The organism is Jeongeupia chitinilytica (genome assembly GCF_014652315.1).
GTDB lineage: Bacteria > Pseudomonadota > Gammaproteobacteria > Burkholderiales > Chitinibacteraceae > Jeongeupia > Jeongeupia chitinilytica.
Genome location: NZ_BMYO01000003.1, coordinates 375,354 through 400,107 on the forward strand (window position 1 = coordinate 375,354; position 24,754 = coordinate 400,107).

Sequence of the window (24,754 nt, forward strand, 5' to 3'; positions counted from 1 at the left end):
TTAAATTCAATTCCAACCGGACCCGTGCATGACCGATTTCGCCAACAAGCGCTGGCCCAAATGGCTGATGCTCATTTCGTTTGCCGTACTGTGGTTCAGCACGCTGGGCTATCGCAAACTGATTTCCCCCGATGAAGGCCGCTACGCCGAAATCGGACGCGAAATGCTGACCAGTGGCGACTGGCTGACACCCCGGCTCAATGGCATCAAGTATTTCGAAAAGCCGATCCTGCAGTACTGGGCCACGGCGACCAACTTCAAGCTGTTCGGCGAAACCGAGTTTGCCGCGCGCCTCTGGCCGGGGCTGACCGGCTTCATCGCGGTGATTGCACTGTACTTCACCGCCAAGCGCCTGTTCCGCCGCAAACCCGACGCCGAAACGCGTGCAATCGGCGCGTCGGTGATTCTGGCCAGCAGCCTGTGGTGGATCGGCAACGGCCACTTCCTGACACTCGACATGGGCGTCTCCTGCTTTCTGTCCATTGCGCTGTTTGCTTTCGTCTGGGCGCAACAGGACGACGCGACGCCGACCGAAAACCGCAACGCCATGCTCGTGGCCTGGGGGGCGATTGCACTGGCGATCATGTCCAAAGGGCTGATCGGCCTCGTTTTCCCCGGCGGCACACTGGTCATTTACTCGCTATGGACCCGTGACTGGAAGCCGTGGGCGCGGATGCACTTCATCAAGGGCATTGCACTGCTGCTGCTGATTGCCGCGCCCTGGTTCGTAATGGTCTCGCGCGCCAACCCGGAGTTCGCACACTTCTTCTTCATTCACGAGCACTTCCAGCGCTTCGCCACCGACCAGGCCCGCCGCGAAGGCGCGTGGTACTACTTCGTACCGATCCTGATCGTCGGCCTGCTGCCGTGGACCGCCCTGCTGCCGCAAACGCTTCGTGCCGGCTGGCAGGCCAGCAACGCGCAGCGCTTCCAGCCACAGCGCTTCCTGCTGGTCTGGGCCGCGCTGATCTTCCTGTTCTTCTCGAAGTCGCAGTCGAAACTGCCGTCCTACATCCTGCCGATGTTCCCGGCACTTGCACTGCTGGCCGGATTCGTGCTGACCGACCTGCGCCGCCGCAGCTGGTTGTGGCTGAGCGGCACGATGCTGGCTCTCGGCGTCGTGCTGATGGCCGCGGTACCGGTCATTGCCGCCAAGGGCAGCGACAAGACCCCGCAGATCTACAACGCGGCGTTTTCCGAATGGGCCCTGGCGGGCGGCATCGTCATCACCGTACTCGCGGCAGTCGCGTTGTGGAGCGCCTTGCGCCGACGCTTCGACATTACGCTGATCGTACTGGCCGCGACCGGACTGGTCGGCGCACAGATTCCGATGCTGGGGCACAACGAATTTGCCGAAACCAATTCCAGCTACCATCTGATCGAGACGATCAAGCCGCAGCTGAAGCCCGGCAGCACGGTGTACATGTATCACTACTATGATCAGACGGTACCGTTCTACCTGAAGCGTCCGGTGCAGCTGGTCGAGTACGGCGACGAATTCACGCTCGGCCAGCAGCAGGAGCCGGACAAGAAAATGAGCAACGAAGTCTTCCTGCAGCACTGGCACAACGACCCGGCACCGGTAGCGATCACCAATCCGGACCGCTTCCGCGAACTGCAACAGCAGGGTCTGGCAATGCAGATCATCGCCAGCGATCCGCGCCGCATCGTCATCACCCGCCCCGCTTCGGCCTCGAACTGACCGAAACGAAACGACCGAGACCCACCATGGAATTCCTGCCTTTCACCCGCCCGAGCATCGATGAAGAAACGATCGCCGACGTCGCCAGCGTCCTGCGCTCCGGCTGGATCACCAGCGGCCCCAAGGTGGCCGCACTCGAGACGGCACTGTCGGACTATTTCGGCGGCCGGCCGGTTCGCGTCGTCACCTCCGCAACCGGGGCCATGGAAATCGCACTGCGACTGATCGACCTGAAACCGGGTGACGAAGTCATCACCACGGCCATGACCTGGGTGGCGACCAGCAACGTCATCATCAATGCGGGTGGCAAGCCGGTATTCGTCGACATCGATCCGGTCACGCGCAACATCGACCTGGAACTGATCGAAGCAGCCATCACGCCGCGTACCCGTGCCATCTTGCCGGTCGATCTGGCCGGACTGCCGGTCGACCGGGACCGCCTGTACGCCATCGCCGGAAAACACGGCCTGCGCGTCATCGAGGACGCGGCGCAGTCGCAGGGCGCAACCTGGAACGGCCGACGCGTCGGCAGCTTCGGCGACCTGTGCTCGGTGTCCTTCCACCCGAACAAGAACATGACGACGATCGAGGGCGGCGCACTGGTGATGAACACGCCAGAGGAAGCGCGTCTGTTCGAAAAGTGGCGCCTGCAGGGCGTCACCCGATTGCCCGACGGCACGATGGACGTCGACCTCCCCGGCGGCAAGTACAACCTCACCGATGTTGCTGCCGCGGTCGGCCTCGGCCAGCTGAAGCAGCTCGATGCATTCAACAAGCGGCGCGCCGAGCTGGCCGATCGCTACTTTGCCAAAATCGACCGCAAGCTTGGCTTGGGCCTGCCCGTCGAATCCGCCGACAGCAACTGGCACATGTTCCAGATCCTGCTGCCGCTCGACCGGATGAACATTTCGCGCGGCGAGTTCATTGCCCGGATGAAGGATGCGGGCGTCGGTGTCGGCGTGCATTATCCGGCGCTGCACCTGTTCACCTACTATCGCGCCCTCGGCTACACCGACGGCATGTATCCGCACACCGAGCGTGTCGGCGCGAGCACCATCAGCCTGCCGCTGTTCCCGGCAATGATCGAGTCGGACGTCGACCGGGTCTGCGATGCGCTCACCGCCGTACTGGCCCCGGCTCTGAAGGGCTGAGATGACTTCATCGCCGCTTAAGCCAGCCGATGCATCATGCGCTGCTACGACGCATGTCACCGATAGCGAGCTCATGACCGAACCGACCGTTTCCATCATCATCCCCGTTTACAACGAGGAAGACGGCCTTGCCGCACTGTTCGACCGCCTTTATCCGGCGCTCGACCAGCTCGGCAAGACGTACGAGGTCCTGTTCATCAACGACGGCAGCCGCGACCGCTCGCCGGCCCTGCTGGCCGAACAGTTCCACAAGCGTCCTGATGTCACCCGAGTGATCCTGTTCAACGGCAACTTCGGCCAGCATCGCGCCATCCTGGCCGGCTTCGAGCATGCCCGCGGCGAACAGATCGTCACGCTCGACGCCGACCTGCAGAATCCGCCCGAAGACATCAAGACGCTGCTCGATGAAATGGACAAGGGTCATGATTATGTCGGCTCGATCCGTCGCCAGCGCAACGACTCGGTCTGGCGTCACGTCGCCAGCCGGGCGATGAACCGGTTGCGGGAGAAACTCACCCGGATCAAGATGACCGACCAGGGCTGCATGCTGCGCGCCTACAGCCGCCGGATCATCGACACGATCAATCTGTGCAACGAGATGCACACCTTCATTCCGGCGCTGGCCTATTCGTTTGCCCAGAACCCGACCGAAGTCGTCGTCGGCCACGAGGAACGCTTCGCCGGTGAATCGAAGTACTCGATCTACAGCCTGATCCGGCTCAATTTCGACCTGATGACGGGCTTCTCGATCGTACCGCTGCAGATGTTCTCGATGCTCGGCATGGTGATTTCGACCCTGTCCGGCTTCCTGGTCCTCTACCTCGTCGGCCGCCGCTTCATTGTCGGTCCGGAAGAAGGCGGCCTGTTCACGCTGTTCGCGATCGCCTTTTTGCTGATCGGCATTGCACTGTTCGGTATCGGTCTCCTCGGCGAGTACATCGGCCGGATCTATCACGAGGTCCGTCAGCGGCCGCGCTACCTGATTGCCGGCATTCTTGAGAAACGGGCCGTCGAATGACACGCGCCGTCGTTTTTGCCTACCATAACGTCGGCGTCCGCAGCCTTCGGGTTCTGCTGGCGCAGGGCATCCGGATCGACCTCGTCGTCACGCATGAGGACAACCCGGACGAGAACATCTGGTTTGGCTCGGTGGCACAGGTATGTCGGGACTGCGACATACCCTACATCACCCCCGCCGACCCGAATGTGCCCGAGGTCGAAGCCCGCATCGCGGCGCTGGCGCCGGACTTCGTGTTTTCGTTCTACTACCGCCACATGCTCAAGGCGCCGATTCTCGCGGCACCAAGCCGCGGCGCATTCAACCTGCACGGCTCGCTGCTGCCGCAGTACCGTGGTCGTGTTCCGGTGAACTGGGCCATCATCCACGGTGAAACCGAAACCGGCGTCACGCTGCACGTGATGAACATCAAGCCGGACAATGGTGCGATCGTCGATCAGCTTGCCGTCCCCATCCTCCCCGACGACACGGCACACGACGTGTTCGAGAAGGTCGCGGTGGCCGGCGAACTGTGTCTGCACCGCGCGCTCCCCCGTCTGGTGGCCGGCACGGCGACGTTCACGCCGCAGGATCTGTCGCAAGGCGGCTACTTCGGCGGACGCAAGCTGGAGGACGGCCGGATCGACTGGCGTCAGTCCGCACAGCAACTGCATGATCTGGTGCGCGCCGTCACTCACCCCTATCCGGGCGCGTTCAGCGACACACCACGCGGGCGACTGACGCTGTGGCGAACCCGCCGTATCGACGCAGTACCATCCACATCCGACGGCGGCCGCGTCACACTCTGGGCTGCAGACGACAAGCTCTGGTTACGCTGTGCCGACGGCGGCTTGCTGCGTGTGCTCGACGCGACGCTGGACGGCAAACCCCTTAAGCCCGACGCGCTCAGCGCACCGCTCGAATTCGAATCCTGACTCAACACCTGCAGGCAGACACAACATGAAAAAAGTCCTCATCCTTGGCGTCAACGGCTTCATCGGCCACCACCTGACCAAGCGCATTCTCGAGACGACCGACTGGGAAGTCTTCGGCATGGACATGTACGCCGGCAAGGTCAGCGAGTTCCTCGAACACCCGCGCTTCCACTTCTTTGAAGGCGACATCACCATCAATCAGGAGTGGATCGAGTACCACGTCAAGAAGTGTGACGTCGTGCTGCCACTCGTGGCGATCGCCACCCCGGCAACCTATGTGCAAGCACCGCTGCGCGTGTTCGAACTCGACTTCGAGGCCAACCTGCCGATCATCAAGTGGTGCGTGAAGTACAAGAAGCGCGTGATCTTCCCGTCGACCTCGGAGGTCTACGGCATGTGCAAGGACGGCGAGTTCGACCCGGAAAACTCCGAACTGATCTACGGCCCGATCAACAAGCCGCGCTGGATCTACGCCTGCTCGAAGCAGCTGATGGACCGCGTCATCGCTGCCTACGGCCAGCAGGAAGGCCTCGACTACACGCTGTTCCGTCCGTTCAACTGGATCGGCGCGGGCCTCGATTCGATCCACACGCCGAAGGAAGGCTCGAGCCGCGTGATCACGCAGTTCCTCGGCCACATCGTTCGCGGCGAGACGATCAAGCTGGTCGACGGCGGCCATCAGAAACGCGCGTTCACCTATATCGATGACGGCATCGCCGCACTGATGAAGATCATCGACAACAAGGACGGCAAGGCCTCGGGCCAGATTTACAATATCGGCAACCCGGTCAACAACTACTCGGTCCGCGAGCTGGCGACGATGATGATCGACCTTGCCAAGCAGTATCCGGAATATGCCGACGGCGTTGCCAAGGTTCAGGTTGTCGAAACCACGTCGGGCGAGTACTACGGCAAGGGTTATCAGGACGTGCAGAACCGCGTTCCGAAGATCGACAACACCAGGACCGACCTCGAATGGGCACCGACGGTGAGCATGGCCGACGCGCTCAAGGGCATCTTCGATGCCTACAAGGACCAGGTGGCAGAAGCCCGCGGACTCGTCGACTGAGACTGGCCCACCCGCATGCAAAACCGGAAGCCTCGCTTCCGGTTTTTTAATGCCAGTACGCCGTCGGCGCCCCTTATAATTGAGGGCGCATTCCGCGCCCGATACCGATACCATGCCCGCCCCAACCAATCCGACCGACATCGCCCGCGAAACGCTCAGGCAACTGATGCTGCGCCGCATTCCACCGACGCCGGACCATTACGCGGAAATCTACGACGGCATCGCCGAAACGCCGGACGACGAGCGCGTGCCGCCGCTGATGCGCGAAATCGACCGGAGCCTGCACGCACTGCCGCGACAGGGGCAGGAGTTTCTGCGGCTGATCAAGCAGATGCGGCAGTCCGCCCGGCTGGGCGAGTGGCAGGATGTTCCGCCACTGGTCATCCGCGCGATCGAACTGCAGGGCGGTCAGGCCAAGCTGGCAATGCCATGGTCCGATCTGGTACGCGAACTGGTCCGGCTCTGGGACATGCGCAACCCGCTGTACACGCCGACCCGCAAGCAGGAAACGCTGGAGCGTGTCCTGATCCACTTCAGCAACGAATCCGACCTGCTGAACGAAAAACTGGCTGCCTTATTGCAGGCGTGGAGCGAAACCAGCGGCGAAACGAGCAGTGAAACCACCGGCATCGGTACATCGCCGGACATCGCCGATGCGCCCCCTTCGACGGCGCTCGACACCAGCGACACCGCCTGGCACGACTGGCGTGAAGCCGTCACCCAGGCGCTCGAGCTGGGCGTCATGCCGACGTTGCTGACGCATGATGCAGAACTGGCCGAGGAAGTCCGCCAGATCAGCAACGAGGCGCGCGCGCTGGGCAACGAGCACGACCTGCAGAAATGGCTTCCTCGCCTGAAAAAACTCTGGCTCAAGATCGAACTGCAAGGCCAGCAGGAGCGACGACTGTCCGACGGACTACTCAGTTTGCTGCGCCTGCTCACCGACAATATGGGCGAGCTGCTGGTCGACGACAGCTGGCTGCAGGGCCAGGTTGCCGTGGTGCAGGAAATCATGGCGCGGCCGCTGAACATGCGGCTGATCTACGATGCCGAAGCCGGACTCAAGGAAGTGATCTACAAGCAGAGCCTGCTCAAGCACAACCTGCACGACGCCCAGTCCACGCTCAAGAGCATGGCGACGACCTTCCTCGACCGGCTCGGCTCGCTCTCGGCCAGCACCGAGCAGTATCAGGAAAAAATCCGCCAGTACGCCGCAAAGGTGCAGACCGCCGACAACCCCGCGACCCTCAAGTTCGTCCTCGACGACATCATGCACGACACACGCACGCTCCAGCTCGACGTGCTGCGCTCGCGCGACGAGCTGGTCACCGCCCGTCACGAAGCCGATCAGGCCCAGCAACGGGTCATGCAGCTGGAACGCGAGCTGCGTGAGGTCAGCGAAAAGGTGCGCGAGGACCAGCTGACCGGCGCACTCAACCGCCGCGGCCTCGAAGAAGCGTATGAAGTCGAGCTTTCCCGCATGGCGCGCCAGCACACGCCGATGGCTCTGGCACTGCTCGACATCGACAACTTCAAGAAACTCAACGACCAGATGGGGCACGCCGCCGGCGACGGCGCACTGGTCCACCTGGTGCAGGTGATCCGCGAGCTGCTGCGGCCGACCGACGTCGTGTCGCGCTACGGCGGCGAAGAGTTCGTACTTTTGCTGCCGGATACCGACCTCGAGGACGCAACGCAGATCCTGCAGCGGCTGCAGCGCGAACTCACCCGGCGCTTCTTCATGCACAACAACGACAAGCTGCTGATCACGTTCAGCGCCGGCGTGACCATGGTTCAGCCCGACGAGCACCGCGCCCATGCCATCGAGCGGGCCGATCACGGCATGTATCGCGCCAAGCTGCTCGGCAAGAACCGCGTCGAGGCCGAGCCCGCGTCAGCCGCAGCAAACCAGTAAAAAAGCGGCCACAGGCCGCTTTTTTACTGGTTTGCTTCATTCATGGCGTTGATTCGGCAAACACCTCGTCCTGCAATACCGTCGCCGTACCCAGCTTGGCGACCACGATACCGGCCGCATGATTGGACCAGCTCATCGCCTCCGGCAACTGCAGGCCGGCGGCCAGCATGAGGCCCAAGGTCGCGATGACCGTATCGCCCGCCCCCGAGACATCGAACACCTCGCGCGCCACCGTCGGCTGGTGCACAACGCCAGTGCTGCGGAACAGCGTCATCCCCTCTTCGCTTCGCGTGACCAGCAAGGCCTCAAGATCAAGCTGCTCGCGCAGCGCCTGCGCCTTGGCCGTCAGATCCGCTTCGTCGCGCCAGTCACCGGCCACCTGGCGGAACTCGCTGCGGTTCGGCGTCAGCAAGGTCGCACCGCGATAGCGCGAATAGTCGTCACCTTTGGGGTCGACCAGCACCGGCTTGCCCGCCGCACGTGCCGCCGCGATCATTTCGTAGACATGCTGCAGGCCACCCTTGCCGTAGTCGGACAGGATCACGACATCAGCATCAGCCAAAAGCCGGCGGAAGTCGTCCAGCTTGGTCGCGAGGATTTCGTGGCTTGGCTTTTCTTCAAAATCGATCCGCAGCAACTGCTGCTGCCTCGCCAGCACCCGCAGCTTCACCGTCGTGGCGATTTCCGGGTCGCGATACAACGAGGTGTTGACGCCATCGTCACGCAGCAGCTTTTCCAGGCTACGCCCCGCCTCGTCATCGCCGACCACGGCCAGCAGCGTCGCCTGACCGCCCAGCGATGCGATGTTGCGCGCCACATTGGCGGCGCCACCGGCACGCTCGTCGGTCTTGCGGATGCGCGCCACCGGCACCGGTGCTTCGGGCGAGATCCGCTCGACGTCACCGAACCAGTAACGGTCGAGCATCACATCGCCGACGACCATCACGCGGGCGCCGGCAATCGCCGCCTTCAGCGCGGCTACGGATTGACCAGCCGGCAACATCATTTGCGCCCGATCGCGTCGTATTCGAGACCCAGCGCACGCATGGCCGCCGGCTCGTACAGATTGCGACCGTCGATGATCAGCGGCGTTTTCAGCGACTGCTTGATGCGGTCGAAATCCGGTGCACGGAACTGCTTCCATTCGGTCACGATCAGCAGCGCGTCGGCGCCATCAAGCGCATCCAGCGGATTCTCCGCGTAATCGATGCGTTCGCCCAGAACACGATGTGCCTCATGATTGGCCACCGGATCGAAACCGCATACCGTTGCACCGCGCGCCAGCAGGCCATCGATCAGCGTCAGACTCGGTGCTTCGCGCATGTCATCGGTACCCGGCTTGAACGCCAGACCCCAGAGCGCAAAACGGCGACCGCTGAGGTCGTTGCCGAACCGGGAGACCACCTTGTCGATGAGGCGCTGTTTCTGTGCGTCGTTGGCCTCCTCGACGGCGGCCAGCACCCGCAGCGGCACACCGTTTTCCTCGCCGGTTTTCTGCAGCGCCTTGACGTCCTTCGGAAAGCACGAGCCGCCGTAACCGCAACCCGAGTACAGGAAGCTGTAACCGATACGCGGATCGGAACCGATGCCGCGACGCACCAGCTCGATGTCCGCACCAAGCACCTCGGCCAGGTTGGCCAGCTCGTTCATGAACGAGATCCGCGTGGCCAGCATGGCGTTGGCCGCGTATTTCGTCAGTTCCGCCGAACGGATATCCATCACCAGGGTGCGGTCATGATTGCGCTGGAACGGGTGATACAGCGCACGCATGGTGTGAATGGCCTGATCATCCTCGGCCCCGATGACAATACGGTCCGGGCGCATGAAGTCTTCGACTGCCGCCCCTTCCTTGAGGAACTCCGGATTGGAGACGACGCTGAAGTCGAGCGAGAGGCCACGCTTGGCCAGCTCGTCGGCGATGGCCGCCTTGACCTTCTCGGCAGTACCGACCGGCACCGTCGACTTGTCGACGACAACCTTGTAGTCGGTCATGCGCTGGCCGATATTGCGTGCTGCCGCCACAACGTACTGCAAGTCGGCCGAACCGTCTTCATCCGGCGGCGTACCGACGGCAATGAATTGCACCGTACCGTGCGCAACCGAACGGTCGATGTCGGTGGTGAAATGCAGGCGGCCGGCCGCCACGTTGCGCGCGACGACTTCGTCGAGACCCGGCTCGTAGATCGGCAGAACGCCCTCGTGCAGCTTGTCGATCTTGGCCTTGTCCAGATCCAGACACAGCACGTCGTTGCCAACCTCGGCAAGGCAGGCGCCGGTCACCAGACCGACATAACCGGTACCGATTACGGTGATTTTCATAGCAGTTCCAATGATTGGTTGATTCGGTTCAGCGTCGCGAGCGGATCGGCGCTCCGGGTGATCGGCCGACCGATCACGAGGTAATCGCTACCGGCGCGAATGGCCGCGTCCGGCGTCATGATGCGGTGCTGGTCGTCGGCGCTTGCGTCCGCCGGACGGATGCCCGGCGTCACCAGCTTGAAGGTCGGCCCACATGCGTTGCGAAGCAGGGTCGCCTCCTGGGCGGAGCAGACGACCCCATCAAGCCCGCAGTCGCGGGTCAGCCGCGCCAGCCGTTCGACCTGCGTAGCCGGCGACGGCAGACCCAGCTCGGCCAGTTGCACCTCGTCCATGCTGGTCAGCACGGTCACAGCGATCAGCAAGGGTCGCTGCGGCAAGGCTTCGAGCGCCTCGCGGGTGGTTTCCATCATCTTTCGTCCACCGGAGGCGTGGACATTGACCATCCAGACGCCAAGCCTGGCGGCAGCCTTGCAGGCCTGCGCCACCGTATGCGGGATGTCGTGGAATTTCAGATCGAGAAAAACATCGAACCCTTTGGCAACCAGTGCCTCGACCAATTGCGGCCCGACGGTGGTGAAGAGTTCCTTGCCGACCTTCAGCCGGCATTGGGTCGGTGACACGCGACCGGCAAACGCCAGCGCGGCCGAAGCGTCGGCAAAATCGAGTGCGACGATGACTTTCGGGTCGTTCATGGTTCGAATCCAGGAAATCAGGCGCTGGCTTTCTTGCGACCGCGCACCGGCGGGTAGGTTTCCCACTCGTTGCAGGCCGGGCAATGCCAGAAATACTGTTTGGTCTTGAAACCGCAATGGCGGCAGTAGTACATCGACTGGTCACGCGTCACGTCATTGAGCAGACGGACTATGACTTCGAGCTCGGCCTTCTGGTCATCCGGCGCCACCAGCAGGTGTGCCTCGAGCACCTTGCGCAGTCCCGGCATGGTCGGGTGCTCGCGCATCCGTTCGCGCACGAACTCATACGCCGCATCGACGCCTTGGAGCGACATCAGGCGCTCGTAGGCCAGATCCATGACATCCAGCTCAGGGTAATGCTTGAGCAGCCGAAGCAGCAGCGTCGTCCCTTCGTCGCCGCGGCCAAGCGCATCATAGGCCGCCATCAGCTGCCGCATGGCCAGCGCCAACGCGTGCGGCTCCTGCGCTTCCAGTGACAGCCACTCGTCGATCGCTGCGGTGTAGTTCTGCTCGGCCATTGCCATTTCGCCAAGCAGCAACCTGGCGCGGCTGCACTGGCGATGCGTTTCCAGCGCCTGCGCCAGATAAGCACGTGCTTCATCTTTTTTCGAGCGGGTCAGCGACTGCTCGGCCAGCTCGCAATAGAACTGGGCGATTTCGTGCTGGTAGCTGTGACTGTCGTCGCGCAGCTGCTGCGCGGTTTCAATCGCCTTTTTCCACGCCTTTTCGAGTTCGTACATCCCCAGCAGCTCGGTCCGCGCCTGACGGGCGTAATCGCTGTGCTGCAATTCGTTCAGCAAGGCCTCGGCACGATCGAACAGTCCGGCCTTCATGAAGTCCTGCGCAAGTTCGAACTGCGCGGACTGCCGCTGCGCCTCGGTCAGCTCGCGCCGCTCGAGCAGCTTCTGGTGCATGTTGATCGCCCGTTCCAGCTCGCCGCGGCGACGGAACAGGTGCCCGAGCGAAAACTGCAGTTCGACCGTTTCGGCATGATGCTTGGCGATGTCGACGTAGACCTCGACTGCCCGGTTGGTCTCACCGTTCAGCAGGTGATTCAACCCCTTGAAGTACGCTGCCGGCAGCGAGCGTGTTTCCGAAAGGACGTGTTTGATATCGACGCGGGCAGCCAGCCAGCCGAGCCCGAAAAAGATCGGGAAGGCAATCAGCCACCAGTATTGGGATTCGAGCATGGAGTGCCTGTCAGGCCAAGGATCAGACGGCGTCCCGCGGCGGCTGCAGCGCGGCGTCAGCGGTCACGACCTCGGGGGTGGTGCGGGTACGGACTTCCTTGCGCAGTGCGACAAGCTCTCGGCGCAGGCGAACGACCTTGCCGAGTACGGCCAGAATCCCGAAGACGGCCCCCAGCACGAAGGCGATCAGCAACAACAGCGCAAGCGGCGCCTGCCAGACATAGCCGAGGAAAAAGTTGAGCGCCACCGGCTCGGCATTGTGCATCGCGAAGCCGAACAGCACGACGAACAGCAGAAACTTGATCAGCCAAAACAGGTAGCGCATCCACAAGCCCGTATCGATAGTTTGACCCCATATTGTAGCCGATTACACCCATGGCAGCGCAGCTGGCAGCGCGCAAAAAAATGACGACACCCGAAGGTGCCGTCATTTTTGCCGCAAGCGACAGGATTACATCAGCTCGTCAACGCGCTCACGCAATTCCTTTCCGGCCTTGAAGTGGGGAACAAACTTTTCCGGCACCTCAACTTTGCTGCCGGATTTCGGATTGCGCCCCACGCGCGGCGGTCGGTAGTTGAGGTCAAAGCTGCCGAAGCCACGGATCTCGATGCGCTGGCCTTGAGCAAGGCTCTTGGCCATGGCATCGAGAATGGTCTTGACGGCCAACTCAGCATCCTTCGCAACAAGCTGCGGATAGCGCTCGGCGAGCTTTGCGATGAGTTCGGACTTGGTCATGCCGCCTCAAGCCTCCTTACTCTTGCGAGCCGGACAGCTTGGCCTTCAGCAGCGCGCCGAGGTTGGTCGTGCCGGCCGAAGCATCGGCGGAGAGCTGGCTCATTGCAGCCTTTTCTTCGCCCATGTCCTTCGACTTGATCGACAGGTTGATCGAACGGTTCTTGCGATCAACGTTGATGATCATGGCTTCGACTTCATCACCTTCCTTCAGGACGGTGCGGATGTCTTCGACACGGTCACGCGACACTTCGGTAGCGCGCAGGTAGCCTTCGACTTCGTCGGTCAGCGCAACAACAGCGCCCTTGGCGTCAAGCGACTTGACGGTACCGCGAACGATGGTGCCCTTGTCGCTGGTCGACACGTAGTTGTTGAACGGATCGCCTTCGAGCTGCTTGATGCCGAGGCTGATGCGTTCCTTGTCGACGTCGATCGACAGAACCACGGCTTCGACTTCGTCGCCCTTCTTGAAGTTGCGAACGGCTTCTTCCCCGGTAGCGTGCCACGACAGGTCCGACAGGTGAACCAGGCCGTCGATGCCGCCCGGCAGACCGACGAACACGCCGAAGTCGGTGATCGACTTGATCGCGCCTTGCAGCTTGTCGCCCTTCTTGAAGTTCTGAGCGAACTCGTCCCACGGGTTGGCCATGCACTGCTTCATGCCCAGCGAGATGCGACGCTTTTCTTCGTCGATGTCGAGGATCATGACTTCGACTTCGTCGCCCAGCGAAACAACCTTCGACGGATGGACGTTCTTGTTGGTCCAGTCCATTTCGGACACGTGCACCAGACCTTCGATGCCCTGTTCGATTTCAACGAACGCACCGTAGTCGGTCAGGTTGGTGACCTTGCCGAACAGGCGGGTGCCCGACGGGTAGCGGCGCGACAGGCCAACCCACGGATCTTCGCCCAGCTGCTTGAGACCCAGCGAGACGCGGTTCTTTTCCTGGTCGAACTTGAGGACCTTGGCTTCGATTTCGTCGCCGACAGCCAGCACTTCCGACGGGTGCTTGACACGACGCCAAGCCAGGTCGGTGATGTGCAGCAGGCCGTCGATACCGCCGAGGTCGACGAATGCGCCGTAGTCGGTGATGTTCTTGACGATACCCTTGATGACCGCGCCTTCGCGCAGGGTTTCCATGAGCTTTTGACGCTCTTCACCCAGCGACTCTTCCAGCACGGCACGACGCGAAACGACGACGTTGTTGCGCTTGCGGTCGAGCTTGATGACCTTGAACTCGATCGACTTGCCTTCGTACGGGGTGGTGTCCTTGACCGGACGGATGTCGACGAGCGAACCCGGCAGGAAGGCGCGCAGGCCGTTGACCATGACGGTCAGGCCGCCCTTGACCTTGCCCGAGATCACGCCGGTCATGACCAGGCCCTTCTCGAGTGTATCTTCCAGCTCGATCCACGCAGCCAGGCGCTTGGCCTTTTCGCGCGAGAGCTTGGTTTCGCCGTAGCCGTTTTCGAGGCTGTCGATCGCGACCGGAACGAAGTCGCCGATCTTGACGTCGAGCTCGCCCGCGTCGTTCTTGAATTCTTCAACCGGAATCAGCGATTCCGACTTGAGGCCGGCATTGACGGTGACGAAGTTGTGGTCGATACCAACGACTTCGGCGGTGATGACTTCACCAGAGCGCATTTCCTGATTTTGAAGGCTTTCTTCAAACAGGGCGGCAAAGCTCTCCATCGAGCCAAAAGCAGTTTCAGTAGTCATTGAGAAAATGTTCCATGCCTCCTGCTGACGCAGGGAGCGGGGGTTAGTTGAACTTCACCGGCGACGCCTTGCGCGGCGCCGATACCTTCAAAATAAAAACGCTTGAGCCCGGCTCGGCATGCGCCGAAACCGGGACAGCTGCGATTTTATTGAATTCTCTTTTTCACTTCAAGCGCTTAGCGCATTTTTCCACCACGACAATACCTGTTCGACCGCTTCGTCGACCCCCATATCGGTGGTATCCAGCAACAATGCATCGGCCCATTGCTGCAGTGGCGCAACCTTGCGCGCCCGGTCACGGGCATCGCGAGACTCAAGGTCGGCGGCGATTGCGGCGAGATCGGCCGGCTCGCCGGCAGCAAGCAACTGCTTGTGGCGACGTTCGGCGCGCGCCTGCGCCGAGGCCGTCAGGAACACCTTCAGCCGTGCGTCGGGAAATACCACCGAGCCCATATCCCGGCCATCGGCAACCAGCCCGGGCGCCTCGGCGAACGCATGCTGACGCGCGAGCAACGCCGACCGCACCGCCGGCAGCGCAGCAACCACCGACGCGCCGATGCCGATTCCTTCGCTGCGGATGGCTTCGGTCACGTTGTTGCCGTCGAGCAGTACCGCCGCACCATCGAACACGGCATCGAGCTCGCCCGCCAGTTTTGCGACCGCCAGCTCGTCACGCCAGACCACCCCCCGGCGCTCGGCCGCCAGCGCGGTCAACCGGTACAGGGCACCGGAATCCAGATAGTGAAAGCCGAGCGCCGCGGCGACACGCTGCGCCACGGTCCCCTTGCCCGAAGCCGACGGTCCGTCGATGGTGATGACGGGAACGAGAGACATGCAGAACTCCAATGAAAGACCGGCGGATCATCCGCCGGTCGGTTTGTCATGTGCGACCAATCAACCCTTCAGCACGGCCTCGATCTTCGCCAGCTCATCGGCGCTGAAATCAAGCCGCTCGACCGCGCCGACGTTTTCGACGATCTGCTCGACCCTGCTGGCACCGATGATGACCGACGTCACCGTTTGCAGTGCCCAGGCCAACGCCATCTGCGCCAGACTCTGGCCGCGCGCCGCCGCGATCCCGTTCAGCGCCCGGACCTGCGCCAGCCGCACTTCGACCTTGTCCGGCGTCAGGAACGGGTTGTCGACGGCCGCCGCACGCGAATCGGCCGGAATGCCGTCGAGGTAACGACTGGTCAGAAGCCCTTGAGCCAGCGGACAAAACGCGATCGAGCCGACACCTTCGTCGTCGAGCACCTGCGTCAACGCGGCCGAACCCGCCTGCGCCGGGCTTTCGATCCAGCGGTCGAACATCGAATACGACGGCTGATGGATCAGGCACGGCGTCCCCAGCGATTTGAGGATGCGTGCTGCTTCACGCGTCTGATCGGCCGAGTACGACGAAATCCCGACATACAGCGCCTTGCCCTGCCGCACGATGGCGTCGAGGGCCCCCATGGTTTCCTCGAGCGGCGTATCGGGATCCGGGCGGTGCGAGTAGAACACGTCGACATAGTCGAGCCCCATCCGCTTGAGGCTCTGGTCCAGACTGGCGACCAGATACTTGCGGCTGCCAAGATCGCCGTACGGACCATCCCACATCTGCCAGCCGGCCTTGGTCGAGACGATCAACTCGTCCCGGTGCGTGCGCAGCCCATCCGCCAGCACGCGACCGAACGTTTCCTCGGCCGAGCCCGGTGGCGGACCGTAGTTGTTGGCAAGGTCGAAATGGGTGATGCCAAGGTCGAATGCCTTGTGGATCATGGCCTTGCTGTTTTCGTACGGCTTGTTGCCGCCGAAGTTGTGCCACATCCCGAGCGAGATGGCGGGCAGCAGCAGACCGCTGCGGCCGGTGCGGCGATAAGGCATGCGGCCATCGTAACGGGCCGGATCGGGGACATAGGTCATGTTCTTCTCCTTGAAGCGGCACGCCGGCAAGCAGCGCACCGGACGACGACTCAGGCCTTGCGGCTGCGGTCGCCCCATTCGGTACGCGCCTTGCTGGCTCGGTCGATGTATGCGGTCAGCGCCGCAGCGTCCTCCGACTCGACCAGCGCAATCAGCGCTTGCAGCGCCGTCACGTTGGCGCGCAGATCGGCCGCCACCGCGTCGCGGTTGGCAAGCGCAATGTCGCGCCACATGTCCGGATGCGAACCGGCAATCCGGGTGAAATCACGAAATCCCGTTGCCGCAAAATCCAGACAGGCTGCGACCTCGCGCTTGTCGAGCAGCGCATTCATGTAGGCAAAGGACAGCAGGTGCGGCACATGACTCACGGCAGCAAAAATGCCGTCGTGCTCGGCGGCGCTCATCTCGAACACCTCCGCGCCACAGGCCTGCCACAGCTCGCGGGTACGGGCAACGGCATCGGCCACCGTCTCCGGCAACGGCGTCAGTACGACGCGCCTCCCTTCGAACAGGCCGTACTGCGCGGCTGCGGCACCGGAGAGCTCGGAGCCGGCAATCGGATGACCCGGCACGCAGTGCGCCAGATGCCCCGCAAGGTGCGTTCGGTACAGTGCCGCTACGTCCTGCTTGGTCGAGCCGCCGTCGGTCACGATGCAATCGGGCGCCAGCACCGGGGCAATCCCGGCCATCAGCCGCCCCATCTGCCCGACCGGCGTCGCCAGCAGCACCATCTCCGCGTCCTTCACCGCATCGGCCGCGTCGTGGCTGGCACTGTCTATCACGCTCAGATCAAGCGCCCGGGCCAGATTGGCGGGATTACGCCCGACACCGACGACATGCTGCACCAGCCGCGCGCGCTTGAGCGCCAGCGCGAACGAACCGCCAATCAGGCCGGTCCCCAGCAGAACCAGTTTGCGAACAGGAGTCATCGGATCATCGCCCCGCTCCGGGCGGGAATTGAAAACGGAAAACCGCCACCCCGAGGGCGGCGGCAAAGCAACGGTGGCGCAACGACCGGCTCGAACACGGACGCGGCGCCAGTCATTTTAACGGGATTGCGCGATCAGCGACGCGTTTCCAGCGTTTCGATCAGGATCAGCTTGCGGTTCGGTGCATCGGCCGGCGGGTTTTCGACGCGCTCTTCACGCACCTTGACCACATAACCGACGCCCGGCTGCGGCTCGAAGCCCTCGATACCGAAGTACATCAGCTGCCAGTCGGCCGCTCCCGGCTCGCGCACCTGCAGGCACTCCATCCTGCCCACGCCGCTGCAGGTTTTGCGCTCCGGCGAGATTTCGAGCACCCGCTCGACACCGGCCGGCGCAGCCGCTTCGGCACGCACCAGCGAGATCAGGTTGCCGGCATCGTTGCTGAACACCAGCTTGCCGTTGGCCAGCGAGAACGACTTGGCGCCGTTGAGGACCTGGTGCATTGCATGTTCATAGGTGGCGGTTTCGTTCTGGATGCAGGCCATCAGGGTCGAGGCCAGCGGGCCGACCTTCAGCGGCTTGTTGCCGTATTCGATCTGCCCCATGAAACGGTTGCAGCCGGCAAAGCCGCTGATGCGCGCACCGTCGATCTGGACCGAGGGCTTGGTGTCGTCACCGAAACGCTGCACGGTGCCGTCGTACACCAGCCGCTCCACACGATAGTCGCCGTCGAGCATCGAACGCGCCTGCGCACCGGCCATCATTGCCATGGCCAGCGTACCCACCATCAGGCTGCTGCGAATGATCGATTTTTTCATGTCATGTTCTCCTTGTTGGGTTTCAGATCGAACGGCCCACGGCCTTGGCGATGGCGCCGAGCGTCACCATCAGCGACTTGAGTTCGTCAGGCGTCAGCGCCTGATCGGCGTCGCACCATGCATCGCAGGGATTCGGGTGCATTTCGACCAGCAGACCGTCCGCACCGGCCGCTACCGCTGCCTGCGCCAGCGCGGGCACCATCCATGCCTTGCCACCGGCATGACTCGGATCGACGATCACCGGCAGGTGGGTTTCGCGCTTGAGCACCGGAATCGCCGTCACGTCGAGGACGTTGCGGTACGCGGTTTCGAAGGTACGGATGCCGCGCTCGCAGAAAATGATGTTGTGGTTGCCGCCGGCCGCGATGTACTCGGCCGCCATCAGCCATTCGTTGACCGTGGCCGACAGGCCGCGCTTGAGGATGATCGGCTTGTTGACCCGGCCGACTTCCTTGAGCAGGTCGAAGTTCTGCATGTTGCGCGCGCCGATCTGGATGACGTCGACGTCGTACTCCATGAACGTATCGAGCATGCGCACATCCATCAGTTCGGTCACGATCGGCAGCTTGTGGCGCTCGGCCGCGCGCTGGAAGTACTCGAGCCCTTCCACTCCGAGCCCCTGGAACGCATAGGGACTGGTGCGCGGCTTGAACGCGCCGCCACGCATCATCCGGCAGCCGGCGGCCGCGACCGCATCGGCGGCGACGTTCATCTGGTCCTGGGTTTCGATCGAGCACGGCCCCGAAATCACCTGGATCTGCTCGCCGCCGATCGGAATGCCGCGCACCTTGATCACCGAACCCTGCGGGTGCGAATCGCGCGAAACGATCTTGTACTGCTTGGTGACGCGGGTGACGCGCTCGACGCCGGCCATGATTTCGAAGTGGCCCGGATTGATCCGGTCTTCGTCGCCGATGGCGCCGATGATGACCAGCTCGGAACCACGTGAAACGTGCTCCTGCAGGCCTGCCTTGCGGATCTCGTCGACGACCGCGCTGATTTCCGCGTCGGACGCGTGTTGCTGCATCACAATGATCATTGCTGCTTGTCCAGTTGGGTCTGACCTGCGTTTACGCTAGCAGGCGAATAGGCTGAACATCGTCGCAATACTACGGCCGGACGACAACCGTCATTTTACCGCCCTGTCATGCCGCCCCTTTCCGTCGCAGGCAAACCGGCAAAGCACAGCACACCACCGAGCGCCGACACGCTCGCCGCGAGGGCAAACACCGTCGAACCGGAGAAATCCGCCCACAGAAAGCCGGCGATGACCCCGCCGAGACTGCCGCCGATGCCGAAAGACGCCGCGATGTAGAGCGCCTGCCCCTTGGCCGCATGCGCACCGGCAAAGTGCCGGTGCAGATAGCCCATCGCCACGGCATGGTGACAGGCAAACGTGAACGCATGACCGAGCTGGGCGATCACCAGCAGCGGCAAACTGCCCGCGCCGAACGCAATCAGCAGAAAGCGGACGACCGCAATCGCAAAGTCGCCAACGAACAAGGCCTTCGGCGACAGGCGCACATTCAGCCACGGCATGGCCAGAAACAGGCCGACCTCGGCCAACACCCCCACCGTCCACAACCAGCCGATCGTGCTTTGCGCCAGACCGTGCTCGGCCAGATGGATCGAGTAGAAGCTGTAGTAAGGACCATGCGCCAGCGACATCAGGAAGCAGCCGGCAAAAAACACCCGCACCTCGCGACGGTGGAGGATTTCGCCGAAACCGGCCTGCACCGCAGCAACGGCCCGCCTGACCGGCGACTCGGGCAAGCGCCAGCAGTAGACCGCCAACCCGGCCATCGTACCGACCACCGCCAGCGGAAAAACCCGCACTCCGCTCGCCTCGATCCAGTAGCCGGCACCCAGCGATGCGGCAATGAAGCCGATCGACCCCCATACCCGCAGCCGCGCGTAACGGCCGCTGTCGCCGGCAAGTCGGGCAATCGCCAGCGACTCCACCAGCGGCAGCGCGGCGCTCCAGAAGAAGCTGGCAAACAGAACGGCCACGAACATCGGCCAGAAGGAGTCGACGGCCAGCAGCGGCAGGAAGCCGATCAGGCCGGCGATGCCGGCCAACCGAAGGATCGCTCGCCGCCGGCCGCTGCGGTCGGCCAGCCAGCCCCAGATCGCCGGTGCGTAGATGCGGTTGACCTGGGTCAGCGAGGTAAGAATGCCGATCTGCCACGCAGGCAAGGCCAGGGCGGCGAGATAAAGCCCCCAGTAGGGCGAGAAAAGCCCGTTGAAGGCGAAGTAGCAGAAGTAGAAGCCGCCGATGACGGCAACGCCGCCCGCAGGCGACTCAGCCCTCACGGAACTGCTGGGCCGCGACGCGCAGGTAGTAGAACATCGAAACGATGGTCAGCACGCCGGCGATGTACAGCGCGATCGAACCGATCAGGTCGGTCGGCACGCCCGGCAGCAGCGGGCCGTACCAGAGCAGGAACAGGATGGCGAGCATCTGGGCCGCAGTCTTGAGCTTGCCGATGTAGGCAACGGCGACGCTCTTCGTCTTGCCCAACTGGGCCATCCACTCGCGCAATGCGGAAATGGTGATCTCGCGACCGATGATGATCACCGCCAGCCACGCCGGCGCGCGGCCGATCTCGACCAGCAGGATCAGTGCAGCCGCCACCATCAGCTTGTCGGCGACCGGATCGAGGAAGGCGCCGAAGCTCGACGTCTGGTTCCAGCGCCGGGCCAGATAGCCGTCGAACCAGTCGGTCAGCGCTGCCACAGCGAAGATCACCGCACCGATTGCGTTTTTCATCGGCACGCTGACCAGCACATCGGGCAGATAGAACAGACCGACGAAGACCGGAATCAGCGCGACGCGCAACCAGGTAAGCATGATGGGCAGATTCAGGGGCATCGGTGCGGCGACGGTTGAACTTGAAAGTACCGCATTCTAGCCGTTTGCCCCCGTTGCGCGAAACACACGATTACATCCGGCCCAAACGTGCCGCCTCGGCATCGATCCGCCTCCGCCCCAAACGGCAACACCGGCACCGAACGCGATTGACATTTAAACGATCGTTTGAGATTTTGATCGCCACCACACCGGAAATCCGAGATGAACGCCAGCCTGCTTCGCCGCCTGATCAACTGGTGGCCCCCCTTCCTGCTCACCGGCATCCACGCCACCCGCATCACTGCCGACTACCACGAGGTCGACGTCGAGCTGCGGCTGCGCTGGTACAACCGCAACTACGTCGGCACCCACTTTGGCGGCAGCCTGTTCGCGATGACCGATGCCTGGTACATGCTGATGCTGATGCATACGCTCGGCCGCGACTATTACGTCTGGGACCAGAGCGCCAGCATCGACTTCCTCGCCCCCGGCCGGGGCGTCGTGACCGCTCGCTTCCGGCTGGATCAGGGCACGCTGGACGACATCCGCACCCGGACCGATGGTGGCGAAAAATACCTGCCGCAGTTCAACGTCGAGATCGTCGACACCAAAGGCGAGATCGTCGCCCGAGTCCAAAAAACGCTGTACGTACGCAGAAAACCCAAAGCGCGCGAATCGATCCCGGGCAGTCTCGACTGACCCGGGCTGGTGCAAACGCAACGTCAGCGGCAGAATCACGCCTCGAACGACCAGACCGGGGCACCCCATGCAACACGTGATCGACGCCACGCGCGACTGGCTGGAAAAAGCCGTCATCGGACTGAACCTGTGCCCGTTTGCCAAGGCCGTCTACGTCAAGGAGCAGGTCCGCTACGTCGTGAGCGAGGCACGCCATCTCGACGGCTTTCTGGAAGAACTCGACCGGGAACTCGACCTGCTGGCCGCCGCCGACCCGACCGAGATCGATACGACACTCCTGATTCACCCGACACTGTTCGACGACTTCCTCGTTTTCAACGATGTCATCGGCGTTGCCGAAGAAGCCGTCGGCGAACACGATCTGGAGGGCATCCTGCAGATCGCCAGTTTTCACCCGCGCTTCAAGTTCGCCGGTACCGGGCCGGACGACATCGGCAACTACACCAACCGTTCGCCCTATCCGACGCTGCACCTGCTGCGCGAAGACAGCATCGCGCGCGCGGCTGCGGCGTTTCCCGACGCGTCGGCGATCTTCGAGCGCAATATCGCGACACTGGAACAGCTCGGTCATGCCGGCTGGGATGCCCTGAACATCGGTCGCAAGGACTGAAACCATGCTGATCCGCGAAACCCGGGCCGACGACCTGCCCGCCCTGTTCGTGCTGCGCGGGCAGACGCGCGACAACGCGCTGACACCGGAAGAACTCGCCGGCTACGGCATCACGCCGGAATCCAGCGCCGCCGCCATGCAGCGCGGCGAGGTGAAGGGCTGGCTGTGCGAGATCGACGGCCGCATTGTCGGTTTTGCCAGCGGCGACCGGGACGGCGGCGAGATGCTGGTGCTGGCGCTACTGCCCGACTTCGAGGGTCGCGGCATCGGCAAGGCACTGCTGGGCTGCGTCGTCGCCTGGCTGCAATCACTCGGTCACGCGCGGATCTGGCTCGTCGCCAATCCGGACCCGAAAGTCCGGGCCCACGGTTTCTACCGCCGATGCGGCTGGGTCGCGACCGGCGAGATGATCAACGGCGAAGAAGTCATGGAGTACCGCGGCAGCTAGCCGCGCAGCGCAGCGTAGATCTTCTCGGCCAGTGCGGCGTTGATGCCGTCGACCAGCATCAGGTCGTCGACGCTGGCCGCCTTCACGCCCTGCAAGCCACCGAAGCGGGCCAGCAGACGCTGCCGGCGCTTCGGTCCGACACCGTCGATGTCCTCGAGACTGGACGCAACGCGTGCCTTGGCACGGCGCGCCCGGTGCCCGGTAATCGCGAAGCGGTGCGACTCGTCGCGGATCTGCTGCACCAGATGCAACCCCGGATGGTCACGCTTCAGATGCTTGACCTCGTGCGTCGTTGCGAGGATCAACTGCTCGAGACCCGCCTTGCGCGTCTCGCCCTTGGCGACCCCGATCAGCACCGGCTGCGTCAGCCCGACTTCGGCCATCACCTCCTCGGCCTGCGCCAGTTGTCCCTTGCCGCCGTCGATCAGGATCACGTCCGGCACCACGCCTTCTCCCGCAGCGATCTTGCCGTAACGCCGGGTCAGCACCTGCTTCATCGCCGCGTAATCGTCACCGCCGGTGATGCCCTCGATGTTGTAGCGGCGATACTCTTTCGGCTGCATGTCGCCCCGGTCGAACACCACGCACGACGCCACGGTCAGCTCGCCCATGGTGTGCGAGATGTCGAAACACTCGATCCGCTGTGTGTCGTCCGGCAAGCCGAGCGCCTCGACCAGCGCTTCGAGACGGCCGGCCTGCGTCGCAGCCTGCCCCAGCCTCAGCACGATCGCCAGCTCGGCATTCTTCGTCGCCATTTCCAGCCAGACCCGGCGCTCCCCGTTCGGATTGCTGTTGAGCCGGACAATGCGCCCGGCCTGATCCGACAGCAGCGAGGCGATCACGTCGGCATCCGGCGGCGCCGGATGGCACAGCACCATGGGCGGCACGCTGCGATCGAGATAGTGCTGTGCCAGAAACGCCGACAACGCTTCGGCCGCGTCGTAATCATCGGCGTGGCTCGGGAACAGGTTCTTGTCGCCGACGTGGCGCCCGCCGCGCACCATGGCCAGATTGACGCAGACCATGCCGTCCTTGACGACGCAGGCGACGATGTCGGCATCAAGCTCGCTGGTATTGCTCGAGACGAACTGCTTTTCCTGAATCTTCGCCAGCGCCTGAACCTGGTCGCGCAGCATCGCCGCGCGCTCGAAATCCCAGTTCTCCGATGCGGCCTGCATCTGCGACTGGAGTTCGTCGAGCAGCTCGGTGGCCTTGCCGCCGAGGAACAGCGCCGCACTGTCGACGTCGCGCCGATACGCTTCCGGGCTGATCAGGTTCACGCAGGGGGCCGAGCAGCGCTTGATCTGGTGCAACAGGCAGGGACGCGAGCGGTTGGCAAACACCGAGTCCTCGCAGGTCCGCAGCTTGAACACCTTCTGCAGCAGCTGCAGCGACTCCTTGACCACATAACCGTTCGGAAACGGTCCGAAGTACTGGTTGCGTTTGTCGAGCGCCCCCCGGTAGTACGCCAGCCGCGGCGACGCATGTCCGGTGATCATCACGTAGGGGTAGCTCTTGTCGTCGCGGAACAGGATGTTGTAGCGCGGCGAAAGGGCCTTGATCAGGTTGTTTTCCAGCACCAGCGCTTCGGCTTCGCTGCGCACCACCGTCGTCTCGATTTTCGCGACTTGTGCCAGCATCAGCCGGATGCGCGGGCTGTGGTCGGTCTTCTGGAAGTACGAACCGACCCGCTTGCGCAGATCGAGCGCCTTGCCCACGTAGAGGATCGCGCCGTCGGCATCGAGATAGCGGTACACGCCGGGCAGGTGAGGCAAAGCCTTGACGTGCTCGATCAGCGCGGCAAGACGGACGTCGGTCGGGACGGCAGGCGTTTCAGCGTTCATGAAGGCATTTTACCGCGTCTGCGCTGCGGTTTTCCCGAAGCGACAACGCAGCCGATCGGGACGATAATCCGCGCCTTGTCCTCGCCGGCGATCCCGGCGGGGTCTATTACGCAATTGAGTCGCCCGCTGAAGCTGCGCGCGGCCCGAACGCGGCAAGGTTCTCCGTTCGTCCCGGCACGGGCACGCCGTACCGATGCAGCGCCCGGGTCATGCCTCGCCACCGGCGA

General features: G+C 63.1%; 24 protein-coding genes. 9 read left to right on the forward strand and 15 right to left on the reverse strand.

Annotated features, from left to right (window positions below; genetic code table 11):
• Positions 1 to 28 precede the first annotated feature (28 nt).
• The 6 genes from IE097_RS07580 to IE097_RS07605 all read left to right on the forward strand — a co-directional run bounded on the left by IE097_RS07580 (position 29) and on the right by IE097_RS07605 (position 7,769).
• The gene (locus IE097_RS07580; RefSeq protein ID WP_189459570.1) at positions 29 to 1,702 is read left to right on the forward strand and encodes a phospholipid carrier-dependent glycosyltransferase; all 1,674 of its coding nucleotides are present in this window, start codon (positions 29 to 31) and stop codon (positions 1,700 to 1,702) included.
• Between the two features lie 26 nt (positions 1,703 to 1,728).
• Entirely contained in the window at positions 1,729 to 2,853 is a 1,125-nt protein-coding gene (locus tag IE097_RS07585; RefSeq protein ID WP_189459572.1) for a DegT/DnrJ/EryC1/StrS family aminotransferase, read from the forward strand.
• A 73-nt stretch (positions 2,854 to 2,926) separates the two neighbouring features.
• Positions 2,927 to 3,871, forward strand: coding sequence for a glycosyltransferase (locus IE097_RS07590; RefSeq protein ID WP_189459573.1), 945 nt, complete (start codon positions 2,927 to 2,929; stop codon positions 3,869 to 3,871).
• A complete protein-coding gene (locus IE097_RS07595; RefSeq protein WP_189459575.1) occupies positions 3,868 to 4,785 on the forward strand; it encodes a formyltransferase in 918 nt (305 codons plus the stop codon). The genes IE097_RS07590 and IE097_RS07595 overlap by 4 nt, the downstream gene beginning before the upstream one ends.
• 25 nt (positions 4,786 to 4,810) lie before the next feature.
• Positions 4,811 to 5,854: a bifunctional UDP-4-keto-pentose/UDP-xylose synthase gene (locus IE097_RS07600; protein WP_189459576.1), complete on the forward strand. Its 1,044-nt coding sequence runs from the start codon at positions 4,811 to 4,813 to the stop codon at positions 5,852 to 5,854.
• 112 nt (positions 5,855 to 5,966) lie between these two features.
• The gene (locus IE097_RS07605; protein WP_189459578.1) at positions 5,967 to 7,769 is read left to right on the forward strand and encodes a GGDEF domain-containing protein; all 1,803 of its coding nucleotides are present in this window, start codon (positions 5,967 to 5,969) and stop codon (positions 7,767 to 7,769) included.
• Between the two features lie 40 nt (positions 7,770 to 7,809).
• Here IE097_RS07605 and rfaE1 read toward each other — a convergent pair whose 3' ends face one another.
• From rfaE1 to pgsA, 14 genes are all read right to left on the reverse strand, one after another.
• Positions 7,810 to 8,775 (reverse strand): D-glycero-beta-D-manno-heptose-7-phosphate kinase, encoded by a 966-nt coding sequence (gene rfaE1 / locus IE097_RS07610; protein ID WP_308429694.1) that lies wholly within the window; start codon positions 8,773 to 8,775, stop codon positions 7,810 to 7,812.
• Positions 8,772 to 10,088: a UDP-glucose dehydrogenase family protein gene (locus IE097_RS07615; RefSeq protein WP_189459580.1), complete on the reverse strand. Its 1,317-nt coding sequence runs from the start codon at positions 10,086 to 10,088 to the stop codon at positions 8,772 to 8,774. The genes rfaE1 and IE097_RS07615 overlap by 4 nt, the downstream gene beginning before the upstream one ends.
• The gene (gene pyrF, locus IE097_RS07620; protein ID WP_189459582.1) at positions 10,085 to 10,780 is read right to left on the reverse strand and encodes an orotidine-5'-phosphate decarboxylase; all 696 of its coding nucleotides are present in this window, start codon (positions 10,778 to 10,780) and stop codon (positions 10,085 to 10,087) included. The genes IE097_RS07615 and pyrF overlap by 4 nt, the downstream gene beginning before the upstream one ends.
• Positions 10,781 to 10,797: 17 nt before the next feature.
• Positions 10,798 to 11,970 (reverse strand): lipopolysaccharide assembly protein LapB, encoded by a 1,173-nt coding sequence (gene lapB, locus IE097_RS07625; protein ID WP_189459584.1) that lies wholly within the window; start codon positions 11,968 to 11,970, stop codon positions 10,798 to 10,800.
• 22 nt (positions 11,971 to 11,992) lie between these two features.
• Complete coding sequence (locus tag IE097_RS07630) at positions 11,993 to 12,295, reverse strand: LapA family protein (RefSeq protein WP_189459586.1); 303 nt, start codon at positions 12,293 to 12,295, stop codon at positions 11,993 to 11,995.
• 126 nt (positions 12,296 to 12,421) lie between these two features.
• Entirely contained in the window at positions 12,422 to 12,706 is a 285-nt protein-coding gene (locus IE097_RS07635; RefSeq protein ID WP_070525962.1) for an integration host factor subunit beta, read from the reverse strand.
• A 16-nt stretch (positions 12,707 to 12,722) separates the two neighbouring features.
• A complete protein-coding gene (gene rpsA, locus IE097_RS07640; protein WP_189459588.1) occupies positions 12,723 to 14,423 on the reverse strand; it encodes a 30S ribosomal protein S1 in 1,701 nt (566 codons plus the stop codon).
• A gap of 168 nt (positions 14,424 to 14,591) precedes the next feature.
• The gene (cmk, locus tag IE097_RS07645) at positions 14,592 to 15,257 is read right to left on the reverse strand and encodes a (d)CMP kinase (RefSeq protein ID WP_189459589.1); all 666 of its coding nucleotides are present in this window, start codon (positions 15,255 to 15,257) and stop codon (positions 14,592 to 14,594) included.
• A gap of 60 nt (positions 15,258 to 15,317) precedes the next feature.
• Entirely contained in the window at positions 15,318 to 16,328 is a 1,011-nt protein-coding gene (locus IE097_RS07650) for an aldo/keto reductase (RefSeq protein ID WP_189459591.1), read from the reverse strand.
• Positions 16,329 to 16,378: 50 nt separating this feature from the next.
• Positions 16,379 to 17,257: a prephenate dehydrogenase gene (locus IE097_RS07655; RefSeq protein WP_189459593.1), complete on the reverse strand. Its 879-nt coding sequence runs from the start codon at positions 17,255 to 17,257 to the stop codon at positions 16,379 to 16,381.
• A 134-nt stretch (positions 17,258 to 17,391) separates the two neighbouring features.
• The gene (locus IE097_RS07660) at positions 17,392 to 18,075 is read right to left on the reverse strand and encodes an META and DUF4377 domain-containing protein (RefSeq protein WP_189459595.1); all 684 of its coding nucleotides are present in this window, start codon (positions 18,073 to 18,075) and stop codon (positions 17,392 to 17,394) included.
• A 22-nt stretch (positions 18,076 to 18,097) separates the two neighbouring features.
• Positions 18,098 to 19,114 carry a 3-deoxy-7-phosphoheptulonate synthase gene (aroF, locus tag IE097_RS07665; protein ID WP_189459596.1) on the reverse strand — a complete coding sequence of 339 codons (1,017 nt, stop codon included), beginning with the start codon at positions 19,112 to 19,114 and terminating at the stop codon, positions 18,098 to 18,100.
• A gap of 95 nt (positions 19,115 to 19,209) precedes the next feature.
• Positions 19,210 to 20,388 (reverse strand): MFS transporter, encoded by a 1,179-nt coding sequence (locus IE097_RS07670; protein WP_189459598.1) that lies wholly within the window; start codon positions 20,386 to 20,388, stop codon positions 19,210 to 19,212.
• Complete coding sequence (pgsA, locus tag IE097_RS07675) at positions 20,378 to 20,947, reverse strand: CDP-diacylglycerol--glycerol-3-phosphate 3-phosphatidyltransferase (RefSeq protein ID WP_189459600.1); 570 nt, start codon at positions 20,945 to 20,947, stop codon at positions 20,378 to 20,380. The genes IE097_RS07670 and pgsA overlap by 11 nt, the downstream gene beginning before the upstream one ends.
• A 201-nt stretch (positions 20,948 to 21,148) precedes the next feature.
• Between pgsA and IE097_RS07680 the strand changes: the two genes are divergently transcribed.
• From IE097_RS07680 to IE097_RS07690, 3 genes are all read left to right on the forward strand, one after another.
• A complete protein-coding gene (locus tag IE097_RS07680) occupies positions 21,149 to 21,625 on the forward strand; it encodes a DUF4442 domain-containing protein (RefSeq protein WP_189459602.1) in 477 nt (158 codons plus the stop codon).
• Positions 21,626 to 21,692: 67 nt separating this feature from the next.
• Positions 21,693 to 22,235, forward strand: coding sequence for a DUF1415 domain-containing protein (locus IE097_RS07685; RefSeq protein ID WP_189459604.1), 543 nt, complete (start codon positions 21,693 to 21,695; stop codon positions 22,233 to 22,235).
• Positions 22,236 to 22,239: 4 nt separating this feature from the next.
• Complete coding sequence (locus IE097_RS07690) at positions 22,240 to 22,683, forward strand: GNAT family N-acetyltransferase (RefSeq protein WP_189459606.1); 444 nt, start codon at positions 22,240 to 22,242, stop codon at positions 22,681 to 22,683.
• Here IE097_RS07690 and uvrC read toward each other — a convergent pair.
• Positions 22,680 to 24,527, reverse strand: a complete 1,848-nt coding sequence (gene uvrC / locus IE097_RS07695; RefSeq protein ID WP_189459608.1) for an excinuclease ABC subunit UvrC — start codon at positions 24,525 to 24,527, stop codon at positions 22,680 to 22,682. The genes IE097_RS07690 and uvrC overlap by 4 nt on opposite strands.
• Positions 24,528 to 24,754: the final 227 nt, after the last annotated feature.

Excerpts from the sequence above, each read along its gene's own strand:
- IE097_RS07630 (WP_189459586.1), bottom strand. The coding sequence starts at position 12,295 with ATGCGCTACCTGTTTTGGCTGATCAAGTTTCTGCTGTTCGTCGTGCTG.
- IE097_RS07635 (WP_070525962.1), bottom strand. The coding sequence starts at position 12,706 with ATGACCAAGTCCGAACTCATCGCAAAGCTCGCCGAGCGCTATCCGCAG.
- pyrF (WP_189459582.1), bottom strand. The coding sequence starts at position 10,780 with ATGAACGACCCGAAAGTCATCGTCGCACTCGATTTTGCCGACGCTTCG.
- cmk (WP_189459589.1), bottom strand. The coding sequence starts at position 15,257 with ATGTCTCTCGTTCCCGTCATCACCATCGACGGACCGTCGGCTTCGGGC.
- rpsA (WP_189459588.1), bottom strand. The coding sequence starts at position 14,423 with ATGACTACTGAAACTGCTTTTGGCTCGATGGAGAGCTTTGCCGCCCTG.
- IE097_RS07585 (WP_189459572.1), top strand. The coding sequence starts at position 1,729 with ATGGAATTCCTGCCTTTCACCCGCCCGAGCATCGATGAAGAAACGATC.
- IE097_RS07685 (WP_189459604.1), top strand. The coding sequence starts at position 21,693 with ATGCAACACGTGATCGACGCCACGCGCGACTGGCTGGAAAAAGCCGTC.
- IE097_RS07680 (WP_189459602.1), top strand. The coding sequence starts at position 21,149 with ATGAACGCCAGCCTGCTTCGCCGCCTGATCAACTGGTGGCCCCCCTTC.
- IE097_RS07650 (WP_189459591.1), bottom strand. The coding sequence starts at position 16,328 with ATGACCTATGTCCCCGATCCGGCCCGTTACGATGGCCGCATGCCTTAT.
- IE097_RS07615 (WP_189459580.1), bottom strand. The coding sequence starts at position 10,088 with ATGAAAATCACCGTAATCGGTACCGGTTATGTCGGTCTGGTGACCGGC.
- lapB (WP_189459584.1), bottom strand. The coding sequence starts at position 11,970 with ATGCTCGAATCCCAATACTGGTGGCTGATTGCCTTCCCGATCTTTTTC.
- IE097_RS07580 (WP_189459570.1), top strand. The coding sequence starts at position 29 with ATGACCGATTTCGCCAACAAGCGCTGGCCCAAATGGCTGATGCTCATT.
- IE097_RS07590 (WP_189459573.1), top strand. The coding sequence starts at position 2,927 with ATGACCGAACCGACCGTTTCCATCATCATCCCCGTTTACAACGAGGAA.
- uvrC (WP_189459608.1), bottom strand. The coding sequence starts at position 24,527 with ATGAACGCTGAAACGCCTGCCGTCCCGACCGACGTCCGTCTTGCCGCG.
- IE097_RS07655 (WP_189459593.1), bottom strand. The coding sequence starts at position 17,257 with ATGACTCCTGTTCGCAAACTGGTTCTGCTGGGGACCGGCCTGATTGGC.
- IE097_RS07690 (WP_189459606.1), top strand. The coding sequence starts at position 22,240 with ATGCTGATCCGCGAAACCCGGGCCGACGACCTGCCCGCCCTGTTCGTG.
- IE097_RS07600 (WP_189459576.1), top strand. The coding sequence starts at position 4,811 with ATGAAAAAAGTCCTCATCCTTGGCGTCAACGGCTTCATCGGCCACCAC.
- IE097_RS07595 (WP_189459575.1), top strand. The coding sequence starts at position 3,868 with ATGACACGCGCCGTCGTTTTTGCCTACCATAACGTCGGCGTCCGCAGC.
- IE097_RS07660 (WP_189459595.1), bottom strand. The coding sequence starts at position 18,075 with ATGAAAAAATCGATCATTCGCAGCAGCCTGATGGTGGGTACGCTGGCC.
- rfaE1 (WP_308429694.1), bottom strand. The coding sequence starts at position 8,775 with ATGATGTTGCCGGCTGGTCAATCCGTAGCCGCGCTGAAGGCGGCGATT.
- pgsA (WP_189459600.1), bottom strand. The coding sequence starts at position 20,947 with ATGCCCCTGAATCTGCCCATCATGCTTACCTGGTTGCGCGTCGCGCTG.
- IE097_RS07605 (WP_189459578.1), top strand. The coding sequence starts at position 5,967 with ATGCCCGCCCCAACCAATCCGACCGACATCGCCCGCGAAACGCTCAGG.
- aroF (WP_189459596.1), bottom strand. The coding sequence starts at position 19,114 with ATGATCATTGTGATGCAGCAACACGCGTCCGACGCGGAAATCAGCGCG.